The organism is Angustibacter peucedani, assembly GCF_054779595.1.
The window spans coordinates 1-22,706 of sequence record NZ_BAAGXY010000054.1 but is presented as its reverse complement, the minus strand read 5'-3'; the positions used below and the strand labels follow the sequence as shown (position 1 = coordinate 22,706).

Genomic DNA, 22,706 nt, shown 5'->3' with positions numbered 1-22,706 from the left:
GCCCGTCGGTGACCTAGCGTGACCGCGTGCCGATCTCCGTCGTCCTCGAGACGCATTCCACGACGCTCGACAACGAGTCCGGGCACGCCACCGGCTGGGGCCAGGGCGAGTTGTCGGACGCCGGGCGGCAGCAGGCGCGCGAGCTCGGCGGGCGCCGGCGGGACGACGGGATCGCGGCGGTCTTCACCTCGGACCTCGCCCGCGCGACCGAGACGGTGCGGATCGCCTTCGAGGGCAGCGACGTCCCGGTGCTGCACGACTGGCGGCTGCGCGAGTGCGACTACGGCTCCTGGAACGGCGCCCCGCGGGCCGTCGTGCTCGGCGACCGCAGCCGCTACCTCGACCAGCCGTACCCCGGGGGGGAGTCCTGGCGGCAGGCCGTCGACCGGGTCGCCGGGTTCCTCGACGACCTGCCCAGCCGCTGGTCGCACCAGCGCGTGCTCGTCGTCGGGCACGTCGCGACCCGCTGGGCGCTCGACCACGTGCTGCTCGGCCGTCCTCTCGAGCAGCTGGCCGGGCAGGAGTTCGAGTGGCAGCCCGGCTGGGAGTACTCGATCCCGCCGGCCGCGGCACCTCACACCACGGCGTCGGCGGACGTTCGCCAGGTATGGGAACACCTCGCGTCGACGTGACCGCCACCCCCGTACCTGCTCCGGCCTCGCCCGACGCCCCGACCGGCCACCGGCTCGCCCCGGTGGCCGCGATCGGGGTCACGGTCGTGCTGTGGGCCTCGGCCTTCGTGGCCATCCGGCACCTGGGCGACCAGGTCTCACCCGGACCGATCACGCTGGGCCGCTGCGCGGTCGCCAGCCTGCTCCTCGGCGTCCTGCTGCTGCGCTCGCGGGCGCGCCGTCGTCCGACCGCGGCCGGCTGGCGCCGGCTGCTGCTGTGCGGCGTGCTGTGGTTCGCGGTCTACAACGTCGCGCTCAACGCGGCCGAGCAGCGTCTGGACGCCGGCACCGCCGCGATGCTCGTCAACGTCGGTCCGCTGCTGATCGGCGCGCTGGCCGGCGTCCTGCTCGGCGAGGGGTTCCCGCGCCGGCTGGTCGTCGGCAGCGCCGTCGCGTTCGCCGGCGTGGTGCTGATCGGCGTGGTCTCGTCGTCCGGCCGGCACGCCGACGTGTGGGGCGTGGTGCTGTGCCTCGCCGCGGCCACCGCCTACGCCGTCAGCGTCGTGGCGCAGAAGCCGCTGCTCGCGCGGCTCCCCGCGCTCGAGGTCACCTGGGTCGCGTGCACGGTGGGGGCGGTCTGCTGCCTGCCGTTCGCTCCCGACCTGGTGCACGACCTGCGGGCCGCCGGGCCGTCGGCCGGCCTGTGGGTGGTCTACCTCGGCGTCATGCCGACCGCCGTCGCCTTCACCACCTGGGCCTACGCCCTGGCGCGCACGAGCGCCGGCAAGCTGGGCTCGACGACCTACCTCGTGCCGCCGCTGACGATCCTGCTCGGCTGGGTGCTCCTCGGCGAGACGCCGGCCCTGCTGGCCGTGGTCGGCGGCGTCGTCTGCCTGGTCGGCGTCGGCATCTCGCGCCGGACGCCGCGGGCGCGCACCGCGGGCGGCCGGGCATGAGCGGGCTGTCGGTGGGGCGTGGCACGCTGCGGGACGTGACGCGCTGGACCGTGCTGCCCACGCCGGTCGACGGGCTGCTCGCGACCTCGGACGACGGCGAGCAGCTCACCGGACTGCACTTCGCCCCGCACGACCGCCGGCTCGAGCGGCTCGAGCGCGCCGGGACGGCCGAGCGCGACGACGACCTGCCGCTCTTCGCCGAGGTCGCCGACCAGCTGGCGCAGTACTTCGCCCGCGAGCGGCGCGTGTTCGACCTGCCGCTCGCGCCGCCCGGCAGCGCCTTCCAGCAGCGGGTGTGGGCCGCGCTGCGCGAGATCCCGTACGGCACGACCTGCTCGTACGGCGAGGTGGCTGCTGCCATCGGTCTGGGGCCGGAGGCCTCGCGGGCGGTCGGCTCGGCGAACGGGTCCAACCCGGTGCCGGTCGTCGTCCCGTGCCACCGCGTGGTCGGGGCCGACGGCTCGCTGACCGGCTTCGGGGGCGGCCTGCCGCGCAAGCGGTTCCTGCTCGACCTCGAGGCCGACCTGCTGTTCGTCTGAGCGGCGGGTCGGCGTCCACCACTCGGGACACATCGTCTCGACCGTTGACGCGGTCTGCGCGGCGTGGCGATGCTCGACGCATGACGTCCGCCCTGCTCACGCGCAACTATGCGCTGGACCACGGCCTGCGCGTCACCTGCGCCTGTCGGTAGTGGCTGCCCCCGCGCTCTGAGCGCGCCGCCCACCCGACCTCGAGCCGCCCGGGCTCGCCCGCACCGGAAGACCTCTCTCATGCGCAAGCTCGTCCTGCTCGCCCTCGTGGGCCTCGGAGCCCAGCTCGTCGACGGCAGCCTCGGCATGGCCTACGGCGTCACGTCGACCACCCTGCTGCTCGCCATCGGCGCCAACCCCGCCGCCGCCTCGGCCACGGTGCACCTCGCCGAGATCGGCACCACCTTGGCCTCCGGCGCCTCGCACTGGCGCTTCGGGAACGTCGACTGGTCGGTCGTGGCCAAGCTCGGCGTCCCCGGAGCCGTGGGGGCCTTCGCCGGCGCCACCGGAGGTCGCGGCCCCGGTCATGTCGCTCGTCCTGCTCGCCCTCGGCGTCTACCTGCTGGTGCGCTTCACGACCTTCGGCCTGTCCCGCCAGCACCTGGGCAAGCCGCTGCGCAAGCGGTTCCTCGGCCCGCTCGGCCTGGTGGCCGGCTTCGTCGACGCCACCGGCGGTGGCGGCTGGGGGCCGGTCGGCACGCCGGCGGTGCTGGCCAGCGGCCGACTCGAGCCCCGCAAGGTCATCGGCTCGATCGACGCCAGCGAGTTCCTCGTGGCGGTGGCGGCCAGCATCGGCTTCTTCGTCGGCATCGGCGACGAGGGCATCAACGGCGGCTGGGTGCTCGCGCTGCTGCTCGGTGGGCTGGTCGCGGCGCCGATCGCGGCCTGGCTCGTGCGCCACGTGCCGCCGCGGGTGCTGGGCTCGCTGGTCGGCGGCCTCATCGTGCTGACCAACTCGCGCACCCTGCTCAAGAGCGACTGGGTCGACGCGCCGTCCACGACGCGCTACGGCGTGTACGCCGCGATCTACCTGGTGTGGGCCGCCGCCGTCGCCTACTCGGTGCGCCAGCACCGCCGCGGCGAGGACGAGGTCGCCGCGGTCGAGCAGCACCAGCCCGCGCCGGTCGCGTCCTGACGGACGGCGGCACGCCAGGATGGCTGCATGACCTCAGCGTCGACGTCCGAGGCGCTGCTGCGCCTGCTCGCCGAGCGGCGCCGCGGCGTCCTCGCCACCCTCAAGCGCGACGGCCGCCCGCAGCTGTCGACCGTCTCGTACCACGCGGACGGCGACAGCGCCCTCGTGCGGATCTCGACCCGCAGCCCGCTGGCCAAGACCGCGAACCTGCGCCGCGACCCGAGGGTGAGCCTGCACGCGGCCTCGGACGACGCGCGGGCCTACGCGGTCGCCGAGGGCGAGGCGCAGGTCGGGCCGGTGGCGCAGCAGCCGCACGACGCGGTGGTGGACGAGCTGGTCGAGCACTACCGCACCCTGAACGGCGAGCACCCCGACTGGGAGGAGTTCCGCGCCGCGATGGTGGCCGAGGAGCGGCTCGTCGTCCGCTTCACCGTGCTGCGGCTGTACGGCCTGCCACCGGCCTGAGTCGGCCTGAGCCGGCTCGAGCCGGGCGCTAGCCCTGGCGCCGGAGCCGGTCGGACTGCGCCAGCCGCCGGGTCGCCGCGCGCGCCGCCGCGAGCTGGCCGAAGCCGCGCCGCCCGAGCAACCAGCCGGCGCCCACGCCGACCAGACCGCCGAGCACCAGCACCAGCCGCGGCTGGGTGAGCCCCATCACCAGCAGCACCAACGAGATCACGACCACGATCAGCGGCACGCGCACGCTGGCCCGCCCGCCGGTGAACCCCGCGAACGGCAGGGGCTCGTCGGGGTCCTTGCCCGCCACGACCGGGCCGAGGTCCAGGTGCCGCCGCGCGCCGCCCACCGGCACCAGCGCGCCGCCGCCCGGTCCGGGGTCGACCAGCAGGTCGACGTCCGGCGCCGCCCACAGGCCGACCAGCTGGCGGAAGGGCAGCTCGCGCACGTACGGCGCGTCCGCGTCGGCCCCGGCGTGCTCGCGCCACCAGGCGGCGAGCCGCTCGGGCTCGGTGCACGCCACCAGCACCCGTCGTCCGTCGTAGTCGACCACGACGCTGCGGTCGTCGCGGTCACGCACGAACACCAGCACCCGCTGGCGCAGGGCGTCGATCAGGGGCGCGTCGACGTCGTCCGGGTCGGGCATGCGCCGACCTTACGGTGCGCCCGGCGCCGCGTCAGACGTCGGTGGCGTCGTCGGCGAAGCGGGCCCAGACCACCTTGCCGGTCGGGGTGCGCGCCCAACCCAGCTGCTCGCTGACGCGGGCCACGATGAGCATGCCGCGACCGTCCTCGGCCATGGGGGCGCTGTCGCGCAGGGTCGGGGGCGCGCTGCTGTCGTCGGCGACCGCGACCAGCCACCCCTCGCCGACCCGGTGCAGCGCCAGCGACATCCCGCCGCGGGCGTGGCGCACGCTGTTGCTGACCAGCTCGCTGGTCACCAGCGCGGCCCGACGAAGCACGGCCTCGTGCGCGCCGTCCATGGCCTGGGTGACGAGGCGGCGGGCCAGGCGAGCGCTCGTGGCGTCCGCCCGCAGGGGCCACTCGCCGACGGGCTCGCCGTTCGGCGGCTCTCCGGCGGGCACGACGCGCACGCTCATGCCAGCCCCTTCCACCCGAGCGGCCCTGGACGTCTTCTTCGTCCGAGGAGCCCACGGTAGTCCCGAATGCCCGGACCGCGCGCGCCAGATCTCGGCTGCGACACTGGCGCCGTGACCGTGCTGCAGTCCCGCAAGCTCGCCGACGTCTGCTACGACATCCGCGGACCGGTGCTGGCCGAGGCCCAGCGGCTCGAGCGCGAGGGCCACCGGGTGCTCAAGCTCAACATCGGCAACCCGGCACCGTTCGGCTTCGAGGCGCCCGAGGGGATCCTCGCCGACGTCGTCGCGGCGCTGCCGACCGCGCAGGGCTACTGCGACAGCCAGGGACTGGTCGCTGCCCGGCGCGCCGTCGTCCAGTACCACCAGGGCAAGGGCGTGCACGGCATCGACGTCGACGACGTCTACCTGGGCAACGGCGTCAGCGAGCTGATCGTCATGGCGCTGCAGGCGCTGCTGGACGACGGCGACGAGGTGCTCATCCCCGCGCCCGACTACCCGCTGTGGACGGCGGCCGTGTCGCTCGCGGGCGGCCGGCCGGTGCACTACCGCTGCGACGAGTCCGCCGGGTGGCAGCCCGACCTGGACGACCTCGCCGCCAAGGTCGGCCCGCGCACCCGCGCCGTCGTGGTCATCAACCCGAACAACCCCACCGGTGCGGTCTACGGCCAGCCGGTGCTCGAGGGGATCGTCGAGGTCGCGCGCCGGCACGGGCTGGTGGTGATGAGCGACGAGATCTACGACCAGATCCTGTACGACGACGCCCAGCACGTGGCCACGGCGTCGCTCGCGGACGACGTCCTGTGCCTGACGTTCAACGGGCTGAGCAAGGCGTACCGGCTGGCGGGTTTCCGGTCGGGGTGGCTGGTCGTGAGCGGACCGACGTCCGACGCGCGCAGCTACGTCGAGGGGCTGTCGATCCTGGCCAACATGCGGCTGTGCGCCAACGTGCCGGCGCAGCACGCGGTGGCGACGGCGCTCGGCGGGCGGCACGGCCTCGACGAGCTGGTGCTGCCCGGCGGGCGGCTGCGCGAGCAGCGCGACACGGCGCTCGCGCTGCTGCGCGAGATCCCCGGGGTGACCTGTGTCGAGCCGCAGGGCGCCCTCTATCTGTTCCCGCGCCTGGATCCCGAGGTCTACCGGGTTGACGACGACCAGCAGCTGGTGCTCGACCTGCTGCGCGAGCAGCACCTGCTGCTGGTGCAGGGCACGGGCTTCAACTGGCCCGACCCCGACCACCTGCGGATCGTCACGCTGCCGCACGTCGAGGACCTGCGCGACGCGATGGGCCGGCTGGCGACGTTCCTCGAGAAGCGCCGCTGACGCCGAGCCGCCCGGGTGGTGGACCTGCCCGATGGGCCTCGTGCGGCGTGTGGCAGCCTTCAGAGCATGCGAGTCGACCACGTGTCCTACGCCGCCGAGAGCGGAGGCCTGCGCGAGACCGCCCAGCGGCTGTCCGACGCGCTCGGCGTCGAGGCCGTCGACGGGGGGATCCACCCGCGGTTCGGCACGCGCAACATGATCCTGCCGCTGCTCGACCGGCGCTACGTCGAGGTCGTCGAGGTGCTCGACCACCCGGCGTCCGACAAGGCGCCGTTCGGCCAGGCCGTGCGCGCGCGCAGCGAGGCCGGCGGCGGCTGGCTGGGCTGGGTCGTCGAGGTCGACGACCTCGCGCCGGTCGAAGCCCGGCTGGGCCGCGAGGCGGCCGCGGGCAACCGCTACCGCCCGGACGGCGTCGAGCTGCGCTGGCGCCAGATCGGCGTCAAGGGCCTGATCGCCGACCCGCAGCTGCCCTTCGTCGTCCAGTGGACCGGCGACGCCGAGCTGCACCCGTCGACGTCCGGCGACTCGCAGGTGCGGTTGTCCGGCGTCCAGATCGCCGGCGACGCGCAGCGCGTGCTCGACTGGCTCGGGCTGCCGACGACGTTCGTGCCGCAGGAGGTCGCGTTCCAGTTCGTCGCACCGCACGGCACGCCGGGCCTGCTCGCCTGCCAGTTCGACACCCCGTCCGGCCCCGTCACCATCTGAGCCTTCCCTCGCTCCGGCCGGTTTCCCTCTGTCCGGCCGCTCCGGGCTGCGCCAGAGCGGCACGGGTGAGGGAAACCGGCACGGGTGAGGGAAAGCGTCAGCGGGGGGACGTCGGCGTGGCCTCCTTCTCGCGCAGGTCGACCGCGTGGTGGTCGTCGCCGGACGCGAAGGCCGCCTCGTCGAACGGGTCCTGCCCGTCGAGCACCCGTCCCGCGCGCTCGCGGTCGATCTCGCCCACCCAGGTGCCCATCAGCACCGTGGCCACCGCGTTGCCGGCGAAGTTCGTCAGCGCCCGCGCCTCGGACATGAACCGGTCGATGCCCACGATCAGCCCGACCCCGTCGAGCAGCTCGGGCCGGTGCGACTGCAGGCCGCCGGCGAGCGTCGCCAGGCCCGCGCCGGTCACCCCGGCTGCACCCTTCGACGCGATGATCATGAACAGCAGCAACGAGATCTGCTCGCCGAGCTTGAGCGGCTCGCCCATGGCCTCGGCGATGAACAGCGACGCCATGGTCAGGTAGATCGCCGTGCCGTCGAGGTTGAACGAGTAGCCGGTCGGCACGGTCACGCCGACCACCGGCCGGCTGACGCCGAGGTGCTCCATCTTGCCGATCAGCCGGGGCAGAGCCGTCTCGGACGACGACGTCGACAGGATCAACAGGAACTCGCGGCCCAGGTAGCGCAGCAGCTTGAAGATCGACAGGCCCGTCGCCACGCGCAGCAAGGTGCCCAGCACCACGACCACGAAGATGGCGCAGGTCGCGTAGAAGCCCAGCATGATCTTGCCCAGGGCCACCAGCGCGTCCGAGCCGGTCTCGCCGACCACGGCCGCGATCGCGCCGAACGCGCCCACCGGCGCGACCCACATGATCATGGCCAGCACCTTGAAGACGACCTTCTGGAACCCGGCCACCGCGGCCAGCGCGCCCGCCCCGCGCTCGCCCAGCGACTGGATCGCGAAGCCCACCAGCAGGGCTACGAGCAGGGCCTGCAGCACCTCGCCCTCGGTCAGCGCCGACACCAGCGTCTTGGGGATGATCCCGAGCAGGAAGTCGGTCGTCGTCTCGGCCTCGCCGGACGCCTGCTTCTGGCCGGTCTTGGCCAGCTCGTCGGTGAGCTGCAGCCCGCTGCCGGGCTTGATCAGGTTGCCGACGACGAGCCCGATCGCGAGCGCTACGGTCGACATCACGAGGAAGTAGACGAGCGCGAAGCCGCCGACCCGCCCGACGCTCGCGGCCTTGCGCACCGACCCGATGCCCAGCACGATCGTGCAGAAGATCACCGGGCTGATCATCATCTTGATGAGGTTCACGAACGCCGTGCCGAGCGGCTTGAGCTCCTTGGCGGTGTCGGGGGCGACGAAGCCCACGAGGATGCCGAGCAGCACCGCCACGATCACGGCGATGTAGAGGAAGTGGGTGCGGTCGCGCCGCTGCGCGGGCTCGGCCGCGGTGTCGGTGCCGACGGGCTGGTCGGGATCGGGCATGGCGGCGCTCCTGGACGTCGTCGGTCAGGCTGGTCGACCCCGACCGTACGCCCGATCCGCCCGGGCTGTCCCGTGCTGTCCCGGTTCGTGAGCAGGCCTGGGGCGGCCGGGGTCAGCCGAGCCGGTCGACCAGCGCGCTCGCCAGGCCCGTGTACGACGCCGGCGTCATCGCGGCCAGCCGCGCCGCGACGTCGTCCGGCAGGCCGAGCGTGGCGATGAAGGCGCGCATCGCCTCGCCGTCGACACGACGTCCGCGGGTGAGCTCCTTGAGCCGCTCGTACGGCTCGTCCATGCCCGGCGTCCCGGCCAGCCCGGCGGCGCGCATCGCCGACTGCACCGCCTCGCCGAGCACCTCCCAGTTGGCGTCCAGGTCGCGCGCCATCGCCTCGGGCGCGGCGTCCAGCCCGGCCAGCCCGCGGCGCGCGTTGTCGACGGCGAGCAGCGAGTGCCCGAACGCCGTGCCGATGTTGCGCTGCGTCGAGGAGTCGGTGAGGTCGCGCTGCAGCCGGCTGGTGACCAGCGTCGAGGCGAGGACGTCGAGCAGCGCCGACGAGATCTCGAGGTTGGCCTCGGCGTTCTCGAACCGGATCGGGTTGACCTTGTGCGGCATCGTGGACGAGCCCACGGTGCCCTGGCCGCGCACCTGCACGAAGTAGCCGAGCGAGATGTAGGTCCAGACGTCGGTGCACAGGTTGTGCAGCACGCGGTTGAAGCGCGCGACGTCGGCGTACAGCTCGGCCTGCCAGTCGTGCGACTCGATCTGGGTGGTGAGCGGGTTCCAGGTCAGGCCCAGGCCCTCGACGAAGCTGCGCGACACCTCGACCCAGTCGGTGCCCGGGACGGCGGCCACGTGCGCGCCGTACGTGCCGGTCGCGCCGTTGATCTTGCCGAGGTACTCGGCGGCCCCGACGCGGCGCAGCTGGCGGCGCAGCCGGTGCGCCAGCACCGCGAGCTCCTTGCCCAGCGTCGTGGGCGTCGCCGGCTGCCCGTGCGTGTGCGACAGCATCGGGACGTCGCGCAGCTCGCGGGCGAGGTCGGCGACCTGGTCGGCCAGCGCGGTGGCCGCGGGCAGCCAGACCTCGCGGACGGCGCCGCGCACCATCAGCGCGTACGACAGGTTGTTGACGTCCTCGCTCGTGCACGCGAAGTGCACCAGCTCGGTCAGGTCGGCCAACGACCCCGCCTGCAGCCGCCGCTTGAGGAAGTACTCGACCGCCTTGACGTCGTGCACGGTCTCGCGCTCGATCGCGGCGAGCTCGGCGACGTCGTCCGGGCCGAAGCCGTCGACCACGGCGCGCAGGCCGGCCAGCTCGTCGTCCGTGAGGGGACGGACGCCTGGCACGGCACCGGTGGTGGCCAGGTGGGCCAGCCACTCGACCTCGACCCGCACGCGCTCGCGGTTGAGCGCGGCCTCCGACAGGTGCTCGACCAGCGGGGCGACGGCGGCGCGGTAGCGGCCGTCCAGGGCGCCGAGGGCGGTACCGGCGTCGGCCAGCGGGGTGGGTGGCGTCGAGGTCACGTGCCCCATGGTCCCAGACGCGGACCACCGTCCCGCACCCCGCGGGCGCGACCCGGGGGAGGGGCGTTCAGAGCTTGGTGAGCTTGCTGCAGGGCAGGGGGATCCGGCGCACCGTCGTCCCGAAGTCCGCGACCACCTCGGCGGGGTCGCTCGCCTGGATGACCTTGCCCAGGCCGTGGCGGTCGTGGCAGACCTGGTCGCCGACGGCGTAGGTCGGGTGGTCCTGTGCGACCTCGGGACGGTTGAACGGGCTGCCGGGGATCACTCTGCGGCTTCCCGTGGCGCGTGCGTTCATGTCCTCAGCATGCCTCTGATCGCCGCGAACCGACAGTCTCGCAGGTCAGTCGGCCGGATCGCCCACCACGACGTTGAGGCTGCGGGGCCAGCTGAAGTACCGCACCGACAAGTTGATCAAGGTCGCCAGCCGGTTGCGGCCGCCCATCAGCTCGACGATGTGCAGCCCCAGCCACGACAGCCAGGCGAGCGTGCCGCGCAGCCGCAGCCCGAACGGGAACTGGACGACGGCGTCGCCCTTGCCGACCGTGGCCATGGTGCCCTTGTCGAAGTATTTGAAGGGCTGCGTGGGTGAGCCGGCGAGGATCCGGCGGATCTGCACGCCCGCGTGCTTGCCGCCCTGGATCGCCGGCTGCGCGACCTGCGCGAGGTCCTCGGGGTCGAGCGCGACGTCGCCGACCGCGAAGACCTCGGGGTGCCCCTGCACGCGCAGGTCGGCGCCGACCGCGATACGACCGCCCTTGCCGGTGGGCAGGCCCCAGCCGCCGACGATCGGCTCGGCCGTGATGCCGGTGGCCCACACCGTGACGGCGCACGGGATCGTCTCGAGCGCGCCGTCCGGGCCCTTCACGACCACGGCGTCGGGCCGCACCTCCTGCAGGGCGGTGCCGGTGCGCAGGTCGACGCCCCGCTTGCGCAGCTGCTTGGCCGCGTAGGCCTGCAGCTTGGGGTGGAACGGCCCGAGGACGACGTCCGTCATCTCGACCAGCACGATCTTGACCCGGGCCACGTCCAGCGTCGGGTAGGCGATCGGCACCGCCGCGTTGCGCAGCTCGGCGAGCGCGCCGGCCATCTCGACGCCGGTGGCGCCGCCGCCCACGACCACGACGGTGGGCTCGGGCGCGCCGGGCTTGCCCTGCGAGGCGTTCTCGATCGCGGTGAGCACCCGGTCGCGCGTGGCGATCGCGCCGGCCCGGGTGTAGATCGCGAGGGCGTTCTCCTTCGCGCCGGTGATGCCGAAGTAGTTCGCCGTCACGCCGCAGCCGATGACCAGGTAGTCGTACTCGAGCGGGTCGTGGTCGGCGAGGTGCACGAGCCGGGCGTCGGCGTCCACGCGCGTCACGGTCGCCCGCAGGAAGTCGGCGTTGCGGAACTTGCTGGTGAAGGCCCGCAGCGCGAACGTCACGTCGCCGGGGTTCAGCCCGCCGGTCGCCACCTGGTACAGCAGCGGCTGGAAGGTGTTGTACCCGTTGCGGTCGACGAGCAGGACGTCGACGTCGGCGACGCTCAGCTGGCGCACCGCCGACAACCCCGCGAACCCGCCCCCGACGACGACGACGCGCGGACGACGGCGGCTGGCACTGGTCATGTCTCCAGCCTAGGGACCGCTCGACGGGCCGCCATCGGGGCGCCTGGTTAGCATCGGCGCATGGCTGACCAGCAGCACGACAACCCGCGCCAGAACGTCACCTTCGACAGCGCCGGCACCACGATCCACGGCTACCTCGCCACGCCCCCCGCGGGCACCGGCCCGGGCGTGCTGGTGGTGCAGGAGTGGTGGGGCCTGGACGACCACATGGTCGACATCTGCGACCGCTTCGCCGCCGAGGGCTTCGTCACGCTCGCGCCCGACCTGATGGGTGGACGCGTGGCGCACGACAGCGACGAGGCCGGCGAGATGATGTCGCAGCTGCCGGTCGACGAGTCGGCGCACAAGCTCGGCGGCGCGGTCGACTGGCTGCTCGCCCACGACGCGGTGACGTCGTCCACCGTGGGTGCGGTGGGCTTCTGCATGGGCGGCGGTTTCGTGCTCGCGCTGGCCACCCAGCAGGGCGAGAAGGTCAGCGCCGCGGTGCCGTTCTACGGCGTGGGCGAGGCCGTGCCCGACCAGTACCAGGGACTGACCGCCGCGGTGCAGGGCCACTACGCCGAGCAGGACGACTTCTACCCGGTCGACCAGGCGCGGGCGCAGGAGCAGCAGATCCGCGACGAGTCGGGCAGCGCCGACGTCCAGTTCTTCTACTACCCGGCGGGGCACGCGTTCCACAACGACAAGGACAAGCTCGGCACGTACGACGAGGAGTCGGCGCGGCTGGCCTGGTCGCGCACGGTCGACTTCCTGCGCTCGCACGTGGCGTAGCCCCGGCTGCGTCGCCTAGCCGGGGGCCACGCCCTCCGGCAGCGGGACGGCGTCGCGGGCGCCGTCCGGACGTCGTCGCGCGGTCTCGGCGAGGACGATCCCGACGAGCACCACCACCGCGCCGGCGAGCTGCACGGCGGCGAGGTCCTCGCCGAGCACCCACCAGGCCACCAGGCCGGAGCCGATGGGCTCGAGCATGCCGAGGACGCCGACGCGGGCCGGTCCGACCCGGCCGACGGCCAGCAGCACCAGCCCGAACGCCGTCACGGTGCCGAGGACGACGACCCAGGCCGCTAGCACGCCGACGTCCACGGTCAGGCCGTCGAGGCCGCCGGGCAGCGCGACCGGGTCGGCCAGGACGTCGAACGGGAACCGCCACCACGGCCGCACCACGGCCCACAGCAGCGCCGAGAAGGTGAAGATCCAGCCCATCAGCGAGACCGGGTCGCGCTGGCCCAGGCCGCGCTCGCCCATCAGGTAGTACGTGGCGAGCGCCGCCGCCGCGCCGAGCGCCGCCAGGACACCGACCCCGTCGAGCGTGAGGCCCTGCCAGACCTGGGCGACGAGGGCCAGGCCGGCCAGGCACAGCGCGAGGGCCAGCCAGACCCGCGAGCGCACCTGCTCGCCGCGCGCGAACCGCACCCACAGCGCGACCATCAGCGGCGCGGTGTACTCCAGCAGCAGGGCCACCCCCACGGGCATGCGGGCGATGGCGACGAAGTAGAGCCACTGCACCATGGCGATGCCGAGGATCCCGTAGACCGCGAGGAAGGCCAGCTCGCGGCGGCCGACGCGCAGCGCGCGCCGGTTCGTGAGCGCCGTCCAGCCCATCAGCAGCACCGCGGCACCGGCGGAGCGCAGCGACACGAGGTCGACCGAGTCCAGGCCGTGCTGCAGCACGATCTTGCTGACCGTGGCGTTGATCGAGAACAGCACCGACGCCGACACCGCCAGCACGACGCCGCCGGCGGCGCGGCGGCCGGGCGTCGTCGTCACGGCTCGCACGCTACCCAGCGACCCGGCCGACATGCGGATCGGGCCGTCCGTCGAGATGCCGAGCACGGGCCGGGGCTCGCGAGGCCCGTCGTGCCTGTTGCTGGTGCGGTGCCTGAGCCGGCTCAGAGCACGCGCAGGCGGTACCGCGCGTCGCCCCAGCCCGAGTCGGCGAGGGAGACGATCTCGTAGGTCCCTCGCGGCCGGTACAGCGCGAACGTGTAGTTGCCCACGTCCCCCATGCGCACCGACTTCAGCCGGGTGCGGTGCCCGTTGCCGGACAACCGGTACAGCACCGCGACGCCGCCGACGCGGGTGAAGCTGCCGTGCAGGGTCAACCGCGTGCCGTGGTAGGCCCAGTCGTGGAACAGCTTGCGGCTCTTGGGGTGCACGGTCACCCGCCGGACCACGCTGGTGGACGGCTGCGTGTACCAGCTGCCTGCGTAGCGCCACCGCAGGAAGACGCTGCGCTGGAGCTGCTGGGTGGAGCCGCTGGCCCGACGGGTGGCGGACCCAGGCCACCTGATCCCCCGCGTGGCACTGCTGTGGTCGACCGTCTTCCAGTGCAGCCCGTCGTAGGACTGCTCCAGCGACCCCCATGACGTCGACAGGCCGTCGTCAGCCAGGGTGGCGCCAGGCGTCGGGCCGACGTAGCCGGCCCAGGCGAGGTACGGGACGGTGTCGTCGACCAGCACGTCCGTCCAGCGGGGGTACAGGTACGCGTAGGTGCGCATCGGGTTGGTCGGGCGGTCCATGATCACGGCCCCGCCGGAGATCGGCAGGTAGTCGGTCGTCGTCCGACCGTCCACGCGATCGCTCGACGTCGTCGGCGCGGCGAGAGGGTCGGAGCTCGTGCCGTAGCTGGTGACGCCGTCGACGTCCGCCCAGCTCCAGAACCCGCCGTCGAACGGCTGGACGAGGTAGCGGCCGTCAGCGCCACGCCGGGCAGGCGTCCCGCCGTCGGGGCTCGGAGAGGTGGCCTCGTAACCCAGCACGCCCTCGCGGCGCGTGCCGTAGAGCAGCGTCGTCGCGTCCGCCCAGCTGAAGGTGGTCGGGACGGCGAGGACGGGAGCGCTCGTCGTGCTCCAGTAGCGGTCGACGGTGTCGCCGGCGGAACCGTCCAGGCGGCGGGCGACGACCTTGGACGCCACGGTCTTCCCGGCGGAGTCGTACCGCGCGTACATGGCCGCGCCGTAGGTCCCGTCGGGTGACACGTCGAAACCGACGGGCCGGTAGGCCGTGGTCGGCGCGGCGAAGAGCGGAGTTGGCGACCGCGTCGTGGTCCCGCCTCGGTGGGTGAAGACGAACCCCCGGTCGATCCACCATGCGGTGGAGCCGTCGGGCGAGAGCACCGGGCGGCCCTCGAACGTCGACGTCAGAACGGTGGAGGCGGCGTGCTCCCACGCCGCTCCCTCGCTGCGCACCAGGAACCAGATGTTCTCGCCGCCGATGCGCTGGTAGCCGCCGACCAGGAGGACCCGGCCGTCGTCCGACGCGTCGAACGTCATCGTGTCGACGGACACCGGCGTCGCCGCGAAGGCTCCTCCGCCGGCCGGTGGCGCGAACATCAAGCGGTGGGTGCTACCCGTGCTGGCTGGCGCCGACGTCCGGTAGAGCACGTGCGTCGGCGAAGGGGGGTCGTCGGCCGCCTGAGCGGACGGTGCGACGGCGGCAAGGGAGCCGACGAGACCGGCAACGACCGCCCCCACCGCACGGGCTGCAGGCACGACATCCCCCTCCGACCGCAGGCGCCACAGCAGTCGCCGCGAGCGGAGGGTAACCCGCGCGGCAGGTGCGGCGCGCGGACTTCACCCTGAACGACCCGGACGACGACGGCCCGGCAGGCCGTGCCTGCCGAGCCGTCGTGGTGGGCCGGTCGCGCTACCGCAGGGTCAGACCCCGGTAGCTCGTCGCCCAGGTGCTGTCGCCGACCGCGTAGATCCGGTAGGTGCCCCGGGTGAGGGTGCGCGCGCCGAAGCTGTACGAGCCGGCGCTGGAGATGCGCGCGCTCGCGATGCGGGTCTTGCGGCCGCCGGAGCTCATCTTGTACAGCGACGCGGTGCCGCCGACGCGCGAGATGTGGCCGTGCAGCGTGAGCTTGCTGCCCGAGCGCGACGCGGAGATCGTGATGGTCGGCATCACGGTGATGCTGCGCTGCGCGCTGTAGCCGGGGGCGGTGAAGACGTCGCCGGCGTAGTACCAGCGGAACCGCGTGTTGCGGGTCAGCGAGGGCGTGTAGCCGATGCCGTACGCGCCCTTCTGGCCCGGCCACGCCACCGGGTGGTCGTAGCTCGTGCTGGACGCCGTGCGCCAGGTGCGGCCGCCGTCGGTCGACATCTGCAGCTTGCCCAGCGAGGTGTAGGACAGCTGCCCGCCCAGCGCGGACGACGTCGGGAAGACGTAGCCGTTCCACGCGTCGAACAACGACTTCTGCCCGGTGTAGACCGAGGAGTAGCGGGTCACCAGGTTGGCGTGCGCGCCGGCCCGGTTGGCGGCCGTCCGCATGATGCCGGGCGCGACCGCAGCGGGGTGGTACGCCGAGGTGTGGTCGCCGTCGATCCGGCTCTGCTCGGCGGCGGGAGCGGTGAGGGCGTCGGCGGCCTGGCCGAAGCTCGTGACACCGGCCGTGTCCGCCCAGCTCCAGAACTGGCTGCCGAACTTCTGCACCAGGTAGCGGCCGGCCGGCCCCTCGGTGGGCATGCCCAGGCCGTCCGCCTGCAAGGGCACCGTGAAGTAGCGCATGGTGCTGCCGGACCGCTCACCGAAGATCAGGGTGCTGTCGTCGGCGAAGGCCAGGTTGCTGGTGTCCGGCACGGTGGTGGAGTCGGGGTAGCTCTTGCTCCACCGCGGACCGGCGCCGCCGTCCAGCGGCAGCGCGATGGTCTTCCCCGCGACGGTGGCGGTGCGGGCGGCGTTGTACTTCTTGAGCATGACCACGCCGGTGAGGCCGTCCGGGGAGACCTCGAAGCGCGCCGGCTCGTAGCCCGTGGCGGCGAACAGCACAGCGCTGCTGCGCGTGGTCGTCCCCGCGTGGTACGTGTACACGTGGCCGTCGAACAGCCACCAGGCCGTCTGGCCGTCGGCCGAGAGCGCGGGGTGCGTGTCCCAGTTCGTCGTCAGCAGCGTGGTCACGCCGCCCGTCACCAGGACCAAGCCGTAGCTCGCGTCGTTCCCGGAGGCCGACGGCACCGCGCCGCCGACGATCATGGTGCTGCCGTCCTCCGACACGTCGTAGGTGAACGCGTCGACCGACCCGGGGGTCAGCGTCTGCGTCGCCGTGCCGTCGGGCGCGCCGGACTTCAGCACGACCTTGGGGTTGGAGTAGTCCTGGAAGACCACCACCGGGTCGGCGACGTCGGCCTGCGCCGACGTGGCCGGGACGAGCGTGGCCCCGAGACCGGCCGCGGCGACCGCCGCGACGAGCCAACGGGTGCGGGCGTTGCGCATGGGACTCCCCCTGCCCGGTCCGGCCGAGACCCCCTGGTCTGCGTCGTGCCGCTCCGTGGCCGCGGAGACTAACCCGCCGGAGAGACCCGGTGCGCCCGTTTTCGCGCCTTTGCCGCCGAACGGATGAGGGACGTCGCGTCCGACGATCTGGTCGGTATCGCGACCAGTTCTTCGGACGCAGCGTCAGGCGCGAGCGGACACCCGTCGGCGCAGCTCCTCGACCAGGCCGCGGCAGGCCGCCTCGACCTCGTCGCGGCAGGCGGCGAAGACCTCGTCGTCGTGGCCGTAGGGGTCGGCCACCTCGTCGCCGTCCGCCGCCGGGTCGAACGATCGCAGCAGGACGACGCGCCCGCGCTCGTCGTCGGTGCGGGCCCAGCCGCGCAGCACCCGCTCGTGCCCGCGGTCCAGCGCGACGACGAGGTCGAGCTCGTCGAACCAGGCCGGGTCGAACGCGCGGGCCACGTGCTGCGAGCCGTCGTACCCGGCGTCCGCGAGCGCCCGGACGGCGGGCGGGTTGGCGCCCTGCCCCTCGTGCCAGTCGCCGGTGCCGGCGCTGGAGACCTCGACCTGGCCGTCGAGCCCGGCGTCCTCGACCAGGTGGCGGGTGATCACCTCGGCCATCGGTGAGCGGCAGATGTTGCCGGAGCAGACGAAGCACACGCGCAGGGGATCCACCCGCCGATGATGGACGACGGCGCCGGACGTCGACCAATCCGGCGCGCTGCCCGGGACGAACTCCTCGCGTGACCTTCCTCATCGACCAGTACGCCCGCACCGCAGCACCGGTGCAGTGGGACGACCTCGACCTGTCGGGCGCCTTCGCCGAGCGGCCGCTGTCGCCCGGGGCGTTGCGCTGCCTGCGGTACATGAGCGACGTGGAGTCGTACACGGTCTGCTACCTGCGCGACCTGCTCGTCACGCCGTCGCACAACGACCCGGACATCACCACGTTCCTCACGATGTGGAACTACGAGGAGTACTGGCACGGCGAGGCGCTGGCCGACGTCCTGGCGGCGCACGGTGTCGAGACCGGCAACGCGCACCTGCGCGACGTCCGCGAGCGGCAGGGCCGCAAGGCCAAGACCGGCCCGCTCAAGCAGCTGCTGCTGGCCAACCTGGTGGGCGAGGACTTCATCGCCACCCACATGACCTGGGGCGCCATCAACGAGTGGTCGACCCACGCCGGCTACCTCGCGCTCACCCGGCACGAGGACCACCCGGTGCTCACCGAGCTGCTGCGCCGCATCATCAAGCAGGAGACGCGGCACGTGGCGTTCTACAACAGCCAGGCGCGCGAGCGGCTCGAGCGCAGCCGCAAGGCGCAGCGCATCACCCGGTTCGCGCTGCAGAAGGCCTGGAACCCGGTCGGTTCGGGCGTCATGCCCGAGGACGAGGTGGTCTTCATGCTCACCTACCTGATGGGTGGACCCGAGGGCCGGGCCGAGGCGCGCAAGATCGACCAGAAGCTCGACGGGCTGCCCGGGCTGGACGGCCTGCACCTCGTCGAGCGCGCCCTCGACGCTCGCGGCGTCCCCGCCTGAGGCGCGGCGTCCCCGCCTAGCGCGGGCGCTCGTCGACGATGCGGCGGGCCTTGCCGATGCTGCGCTCGACGCCACCCGGCTCGACGACGTCCATCGCCGCGGTGACGCCGATGCGGTCCTTGACCTGCTGGGCCACGGCGCGGGCCAGCGCCTCGCGGCCCTCGCGCCCCACGCCGTCCGCCGCCTCGACGCGCACGGTCAGCTCGTCCATGCGGCCGGGTCGTGTCAGCACGCACTGGAAGTACGGCGTCAGGCCCTCGGTCGCCAGCACGATCTCCTCGACCTGGGTCGGGAAGACGTTCACGCCGCGGACGATCATCATGTCGTCGGTGCGGCCGGTGACCTTCTGCATGCGCCGCATGCCGGGCCGGGCGGTGCCGGGCAGCAGCCGGGTGAGGTCGCGGGTGCGGTAGCGCACCACCGGCATCGCCTGCTTGGTCAGCGAGGTGAAGACCAGCTCGCCGACCTCGCCGTCGGCCACCGGCTCGTCGGTGACGGGGTCGACGACCTCCGGGTAGAAGTGGTCCTCCCAGACGTGCAGGCCGTCCTTGGTCTCGACGCACTCCTGGGCGACGCCCGGGCCCATGACCTCCGACAGCCCGTACACGTCGACGGCGTGCATGCCCGCCCGTTGCTCGATCTCGGTGCGCATGGCGTCGGTCCACGGCTCGGCGCCGAAGATCCCGATCTCGAGCGAGGACGACGCGGGGTCGACGCCCGCCCGCTCCATCTCGTCCAGCACCGACAGGAAGTACGACGGCGTCACCATGATCACGCGCGGCCGGAAGTCCGCGACCAGCTGCACCTGCCGCTCGGTCATGCCACCGCTGATCGGCACCACGGTGCAGCCCAGCGCCTCGGCGCCGTAGTGCGCCCCGAGCCCGCCGGTGAACAGCCCGTAGCCGTAGGCGACGTGGACGACGTCCCCGGGCCGTCCGCCGGCCGCGCGGATCGAGCGCGCCATCACGCCGGCCCAGGTGCGCACGTCCTCGGCCGTGTACCCCACGACCGTCGGGCGGCCCGTCGTGCCGGACGACGCGTGCACCCGGTTCACCTGCTCGCGCGGCACGGCGAACATCCCGAACGGGTAGTTCGCGCGTAGGTCGGCCTTGGCCGTGAACGGCGCGTGCCGCAGGTCGTCCAGGCTCGTCATCGCGCGCGGGTCGAACCCGACGGCGTCGAAGGCCGCGCGGTAGTGCGGCACGTGGTCGTAGGCGTGGGTCAGCGACCAGCGCAGCCGCTCCAGCTGGGTGGCGCGCAGCTCGTCGACGGACCAGCGCTCGGCGTCGTCGTACAGGTCGGGCCGCGGCTCGACGACCGGCAGGCTCATGCGTCCTCCTGCGAATTCCCTTGCGGCACACCGGGGATGGGCCGGCCCAGCGATCGTGAGCGGCCGCGGAACAGCGCCACGAGCGCGCCGTCGTCCGCGCGCGTCACCCGGACGTCGGTGCTGCCGCTGCGGCCGAAGGTGTCGGTCTCGACCGCCTCGGCCAGCAGGACGTCGCCCAGCCGGGCCGGCGCGGTGAACGTGATGTCGGCGCCGGCGGCCACGGTGACCATGCCGTGGCTGTTGCACGCCACCGCGAACGCCGAGTCGGCCAGCGTGAAGACCAGGCCGCCGTGGGCGATCGCGTGGCCGTTGACCATGTCGTCGCGCACGGTCATGCGCAGCCGTGCGGTGCCCGGCCCGACGTCGTCCAGCGTGATGCCGAGGCCGGCGCTCGCGAGGTCCTCGCCGAGCATGGCCTCGGCGCTGGCGCGCGCGAGCTCCTGCTGGTCGGCGTCAGGCACGACGTCCACCCGCCTGGACGTCGCGCAGCCGGCCTCCGGTGCGGGCCAGCCGCAGGAACGCCGGGCTGGGCCGGTAGCGGCCGGTCGGGAAGACCGTGTGCAGCTCGCGCAGCACGGTCTCGACGTCGACCCCGGCCGCGTCGAGGCGGTCGCCCCACTGCAGCGGGCCGCTCGGGTAGCCGGTGCCGAGGATCATCGCGACGTCGACGTCCTCGGCGCTCGCCTCGCCCCGCGTGACGAGCTCGACCGCCTCGTTGACGAGCATGCAGACGGTGCGCGCCACCACGCCGCCCGGGCTCTCGCCGACGACGCTGACCGCGACGCCCGCGGCCTGGCACAGCCCCACGGCGGCGTCGAGCGACTCGGGCGGGCAGTCGGCGGACGCCGACAGCGACACGCGGGTGCAGGTGGCGGGGTCGTGCGCCCAGTCGAGCAGGACGACGCCCGACGCCTCGTGCGTCCAGCACTCCGAGGGCAGCTCGCCGTTCGCCTCGCGCAGCAGCGCCCCACCGGGCAGCTCGATGCCGGGCACGTCGTCGTCGACGAGGTCCTCCTCGTCGAGCAGCACCCGCTCGAGCACCACGCCGGCGGCCTCGGCCCGGCGCAGGAACGCCCCCATCACCGGGAAACCGTCGCCCTCCTCGTCGTGGCGCAGCACCAGGCCGGTGGGCACGGCGCGCGAGGGCTCGGTGCGCGGCTCGGCGTCCGTCGCGCCGCCGTCCGCGCCGTAGGTGAACACCCCGCGCCCGCTCTTGCGCCCCAGCCGACCGGCGTCGACGAGCCGCTGCTGGAAGACGGTCGGCGCGTAGCGGGCGTCGTGGAACGTCTGCTCCCAGACCGAGCGCGACACCGCGAGGTTGACGTCCTGCCCGACCAGGTCGGTGAGCTCGAACGGCCCGAGGGGGAACCCGCCGGCCTCGCGCAGCACCGCGTCGACGGTGGCCGCGTCGGTGACGCCCTCCTCGACCATGCGCTGCGCCTCGCCGTAGTACGGCCGCGCCACCCGGTTGACGATGAAGCCCGGCGTCGAGGTGCACACCACCGGCGTCTTGCCCCACTCGCGCGCGAGGTCGACGGCGGCCTCGACGACGCCCGGCGCGGTCTGCTCGCCGCGCACGACCTCGACCAGGCGCATGCGGTCGGCCGGGTTGAAGAAGTGCAGGCCCACCACGCGCTCGGGGTGCTCGAGCCCGGCCGCCACCGCGGTCACCGACAGGGACGACGTGTTGGTGGCCAGCACGGCGTCCGGCCCCACCACGGCCTCGACGTCGGCGAGCAGCGCCCGCTTGGCCGCGAGGTCCTCGGCCACCGCCTCGACCACCACCGAGCAGCCGGCCAGGTCGGCCACCGCGCCGGCCACGGCGAGCAGGTCGGCCGCCGCCGAGGCCTCCTCGGCGTCGAGCTTGCCGCGCTGCGCCAGGCGGTGCAGCTTGCCGCGCAGCCCGTCGACGGCGCTCTGCGCGGCGCCCTCGCGGACGTCGAGCAGCCGCACGGGGTGACCGGCCTGCGCGGCCACCAGGGCGATGCCCGCGCCCATGGTGCCGGCGCCGATCACGGCCACGGGAGAACCCGGTTGGACTGGGGTCACGAGGAGGCCTCCTGGCGGCGGTGGGCACGACGGGTGCGTCGGACGTCGGCGGATAGGGTCACCGTATGAGTGCAGAGCCGCACGCAGGAACCTACGCCCCCGGCGCGTTCGTGCCGCAGCCCCACCCGGTGCCCGAGAGCGCGCCCGAGGCCGCCCGCGCGCTGGTCGAGACGCACCGCGAGGCGCTCGACGCGGCGCTCGCGGCGGTGACGTCGCGGCAGTACCTCTCGCGCTACCCCGAGTCGCCGTCGCCGCGCGTCTACGGCGAGGGGACGGCCGAGGCCGGGCAGCAGGCGTTCGAGGCCCAGCTCACCCGCGACTTCGACGAGCTCGACGACCAGCCCGCCACCGACGGCCGGGTGGGCGACGAGGTCTCGCCCTACGGCCCGGCGCTGCGGGTGGGCTACCCGCACCAGGACGTCGACCGGCTGCTCGCGGCCGCGGCCGCGGCGGTGCCCGCCTGGCGCGACGCCGGCGCCGAGGTGCGCGCAGCGGTCTGCCTCGAGGCGGTCGACCGCATCCACGCCCGGTCGTTCGAGATCGCGCACGCCGTGATGCACACCAGCGGGCAGCCGTTCGTCATGGCGTTCCAGGCCGCCGGGCCGCACGCGCAGGACCGCGCCTACGAGGCGATCGCCTACGCGCTGTTCGAGCAGCGGCGCGTGCCGTCGTCCGTGGTGTGGGAGAAGCCGGCCAAGGGCGAGCCGCTGCGCATGACCAAGGACTACAAGGTCGTGCCGCGCGGCGTCGCGCTCATCATCGGCTGCAACACCTTCCCGACCTGGAACTCCTACCCCGGCCTGTTCGCGTCGCTCGCCACCGGCAACGCCGTCGTCGTCAAGCCGCACCCGCGAGCGGTGCTGCCGCTCGCGATCAGCGTCGCGGCGATCCGGCAAGCCTTGCGCGACAGCGGTTTCGACCCGGACCTCGTGACCCTCGCACCTGAGGCGGACGGCGAGGGGCTGGCCAAGACCCTCGCGCTGCACCCGCTGGTGAAGGTCATCGACTACACGGGTGGGCCGACGTTCGGCCACTGGCTCGAGACCGAGGCGGCCGCGGCGGGCAAGGCGGTCTACACCGAGAAGGCGGGCGTCAACACCGTCGTCGTCGACTCGATCGGCGACCTGCGCGGCGCGCTCGGCAACCTGGCCTTCTCG

At 73.6% G+C, this 22,706-nt stretch carries 22 protein-coding genes and 1 pseudogene; 10 read left to right on the top strand and 13 right to left on the bottom strand.

Annotation, left to right across the window (positions count from 1 at the left end; translation table 11 throughout):
* Positions 1-26 precede the first annotated feature (26 nt).
* From ACYVJ4_RS10865 to ACYVJ4_RS10845, 5 genes and pseudogenes are all read left to right on the top strand, one after another.
* Complete coding sequence (locus ACYVJ4_RS10865; RefSeq protein WP_460460148.1) at positions 27-632, top strand: histidine phosphatase family protein; 606 nt, start codon at positions 27-29, stop codon at positions 630-632.
* A complete protein-coding gene (locus ACYVJ4_RS10860) occupies positions 629-1,567 on the top strand; it encodes a DMT family transporter (RefSeq protein WP_460460147.1) in 939 nt (312 codons plus the stop codon). The genes ACYVJ4_RS10865 and ACYVJ4_RS10860 overlap by 4 nt, the downstream gene beginning before the upstream one ends.
* A gap of 35 nt (positions 1,568-1,602) precedes the next feature.
* Positions 1,603-2,106, top strand: coding sequence for a methylated-DNA--[protein]-cysteine S-methyltransferase (locus ACYVJ4_RS10855; protein ID WP_460460146.1), 504 nt, complete (start codon positions 1,603-1,605; stop codon positions 2,104-2,106).
* A gap of 231 nt (positions 2,107-2,337) precedes the next feature.
* Positions 2,338-3,232, top strand: a pseudogene (locus tag ACYVJ4_RS10850) (sulfite exporter TauE/SafE family protein).
* A gap of 27 nt (positions 3,233-3,259) precedes the next feature.
* Positions 3,260-3,697: a PPOX class F420-dependent oxidoreductase gene (locus ACYVJ4_RS10845; protein ID WP_460460145.1), complete on the top strand. Its 438-nt coding sequence runs from the start codon at positions 3,260-3,262 to the stop codon at positions 3,695-3,697.
* Positions 3,698-3,725: 28 nt separating this feature from the next.
* On the opposite strand, the gene ACYVJ4_RS10840 is transcribed toward ACYVJ4_RS10845, so the two are convergent.
* On the bottom strand, positions 3,726-4,331 hold the full coding sequence (locus ACYVJ4_RS10840) for an SseB family protein (protein WP_460460144.1): 606 nt from the start codon (positions 4,329-4,331) through the stop codon (positions 3,726-3,728).
* Positions 4,332-4,362: 31 nt separating this feature from the next.
* Positions 4,363-4,785 (bottom strand): ATP-binding protein, encoded by a 423-nt coding sequence (locus ACYVJ4_RS10835; protein WP_460460143.1) that lies wholly within the window; start codon positions 4,783-4,785, stop codon positions 4,363-4,365.
* A 111-nt stretch (positions 4,786-4,896) separates the two neighbouring features.
* Between ACYVJ4_RS10835 and ACYVJ4_RS10830 the strand changes: the two genes are divergently transcribed.
* Positions 4,897-6,105 carry a pyridoxal phosphate-dependent aminotransferase gene (locus ACYVJ4_RS10830; RefSeq protein ID WP_460460142.1) on the top strand — a complete coding sequence of 403 codons (1,209 nt, stop codon included), beginning with the start codon at positions 4,897-4,899 and terminating at the stop codon, positions 6,103-6,105.
* Positions 6,106-6,171: 66 nt separating this feature from the next.
* Complete coding sequence (locus ACYVJ4_RS10825; protein WP_460460141.1) at positions 6,172-6,810, top strand: VOC family protein; 639 nt, start codon at positions 6,172-6,174, stop codon at positions 6,808-6,810.
* A gap of 97 nt (positions 6,811-6,907) precedes the next feature.
* Here the strand turns inward: ACYVJ4_RS10825 and ACYVJ4_RS10820 are convergent, their stop codons facing one another.
* From ACYVJ4_RS10820 to ACYVJ4_RS10805, 4 genes are all read right to left on the bottom strand, one after another.
* Positions 6,908-8,296, bottom strand: coding sequence for a cation:dicarboxylate symporter family transporter (locus ACYVJ4_RS10820; RefSeq protein WP_460460140.1), 1,389 nt, complete (start codon positions 8,294-8,296; stop codon positions 6,908-6,910).
* A gap of 112 nt (positions 8,297-8,408) precedes the next feature.
* Positions 8,409-9,824: an adenylosuccinate lyase gene (gene purB, locus ACYVJ4_RS10815; protein ID WP_460460139.1), complete on the bottom strand. Its 1,416-nt coding sequence runs from the start codon at positions 9,822-9,824 to the stop codon at positions 8,409-8,411.
* A gap of 58 nt (positions 9,825-9,882) precedes the next feature.
* On the bottom strand, positions 9,883-10,110 hold the full coding sequence (locus ACYVJ4_RS10810) for a hypothetical protein (RefSeq protein WP_460460138.1): 228 nt from the start codon (positions 10,108-10,110) through the stop codon (positions 9,883-9,885).
* Between the two features lie 45 nt (positions 10,111-10,155).
* Complete coding sequence (locus ACYVJ4_RS10805) at positions 10,156-11,418, bottom strand: NAD(P)/FAD-dependent oxidoreductase (protein WP_460460137.1); 1,263 nt, start codon at positions 11,416-11,418, stop codon at positions 10,156-10,158.
* A gap of 60 nt (positions 11,419-11,478) precedes the next feature.
* Here ACYVJ4_RS10805 and ACYVJ4_RS10800 point away from each other — a divergent pair, with 60 nt between their 5' ends.
* Positions 11,479-12,189 carry a dienelactone hydrolase family protein gene (locus ACYVJ4_RS10800; protein WP_460460136.1) on the top strand — a complete coding sequence of 237 codons (711 nt, stop codon included), beginning with the start codon at positions 11,479-11,481 and terminating at the stop codon, positions 12,187-12,189.
* 15 nt (positions 12,190-12,204) lie between these two features.
* Here the strand turns inward: ACYVJ4_RS10800 and ACYVJ4_RS10795 are convergent, their stop codons facing one another.
* The 4 genes from ACYVJ4_RS10795 to ACYVJ4_RS10780 all read right to left on the bottom strand — a co-directional run bounded on the left by ACYVJ4_RS10795 (position 12,205) and on the right by ACYVJ4_RS10780 (position 17,304).
* Entirely contained in the window at positions 12,205-13,185 is a 981-nt protein-coding gene (locus tag ACYVJ4_RS10795) for an EamA family transporter (protein WP_460460135.1), read from the bottom strand.
* A gap of 122 nt (positions 13,186-13,307) precedes the next feature.
* Positions 13,308-14,750, bottom strand: coding sequence for a hypothetical protein (locus ACYVJ4_RS10790; RefSeq protein WP_460460134.1), 1,443 nt, complete (start codon positions 14,748-14,750; stop codon positions 13,308-13,310).
* Positions 14,751-15,063: 313 nt separating this feature from the next.
* On the bottom strand, positions 15,064-16,629 hold the full coding sequence (locus ACYVJ4_RS10785) for a hypothetical protein (RefSeq protein WP_460460133.1): 1,566 nt from the start codon (positions 16,627-16,629) through the stop codon (positions 15,064-15,066).
* Positions 16,630-16,812: 183 nt separating this feature from the next.
* Complete coding sequence (locus tag ACYVJ4_RS10780; protein WP_460460132.1) at positions 16,813-17,304, bottom strand: low molecular weight protein-tyrosine-phosphatase; 492 nt, start codon at positions 17,302-17,304, stop codon at positions 16,813-16,815.
* A 68-nt stretch (positions 17,305-17,372) separates the two neighbouring features.
* Between ACYVJ4_RS10780 and ACYVJ4_RS10775 the strand changes: the two genes are divergently transcribed.
* Positions 17,373-18,170: a ferritin-like domain-containing protein gene (locus ACYVJ4_RS10775; RefSeq protein WP_460460131.1), complete on the top strand. Its 798-nt coding sequence runs from the start codon at positions 17,373-17,375 to the stop codon at positions 18,168-18,170.
* Between the two features lie 16 nt (positions 18,171-18,186).
* Here ACYVJ4_RS10775 and paaK read toward each other — a convergent pair whose 3' ends face one another.
* Genes paaK through ACYVJ4_RS10760 form a run of 3 tightly spaced genes read right to left on the bottom strand, consistent with a single transcriptional unit; the run spans position 18,187 to position 21,549 of the window.
* The gene (paaK, locus tag ACYVJ4_RS10770) at positions 18,187-19,500 is read right to left on the bottom strand and encodes a phenylacetate--CoA ligase PaaK (protein WP_460460130.1); all 1,314 of its coding nucleotides are present in this window, start codon (positions 19,498-19,500) and stop codon (positions 18,187-18,189) included.
* Entirely contained in the window at positions 19,497-19,961 is a 465-nt protein-coding gene (paaI, locus tag ACYVJ4_RS10765; protein ID WP_460460129.1) for a hydroxyphenylacetyl-CoA thioesterase PaaI, read from the bottom strand. The genes paaK and paaI overlap by 4 nt, the downstream gene beginning before the upstream one ends.
* Positions 19,954-21,549: a 3-hydroxyacyl-CoA dehydrogenase gene (locus ACYVJ4_RS10760; RefSeq protein WP_460460128.1), complete on the bottom strand. Its 1,596-nt coding sequence runs from the start codon at positions 21,547-21,549 to the stop codon at positions 19,954-19,956. Before ACYVJ4_RS10760 ends, paaI begins: the two co-directional genes overlap by 8 nt.
* Before the next feature lie 65 nt (positions 21,550-21,614).
* Here ACYVJ4_RS10760 and ACYVJ4_RS10755 point away from each other — a divergent pair.
* Positions 21,615-22,706, top strand: a 1,092-nt coding sequence (locus ACYVJ4_RS10755; protein ID WP_460460127.1) for an aldehyde dehydrogenase family protein, incomplete at its 3' end; no start/stop codon positions are given.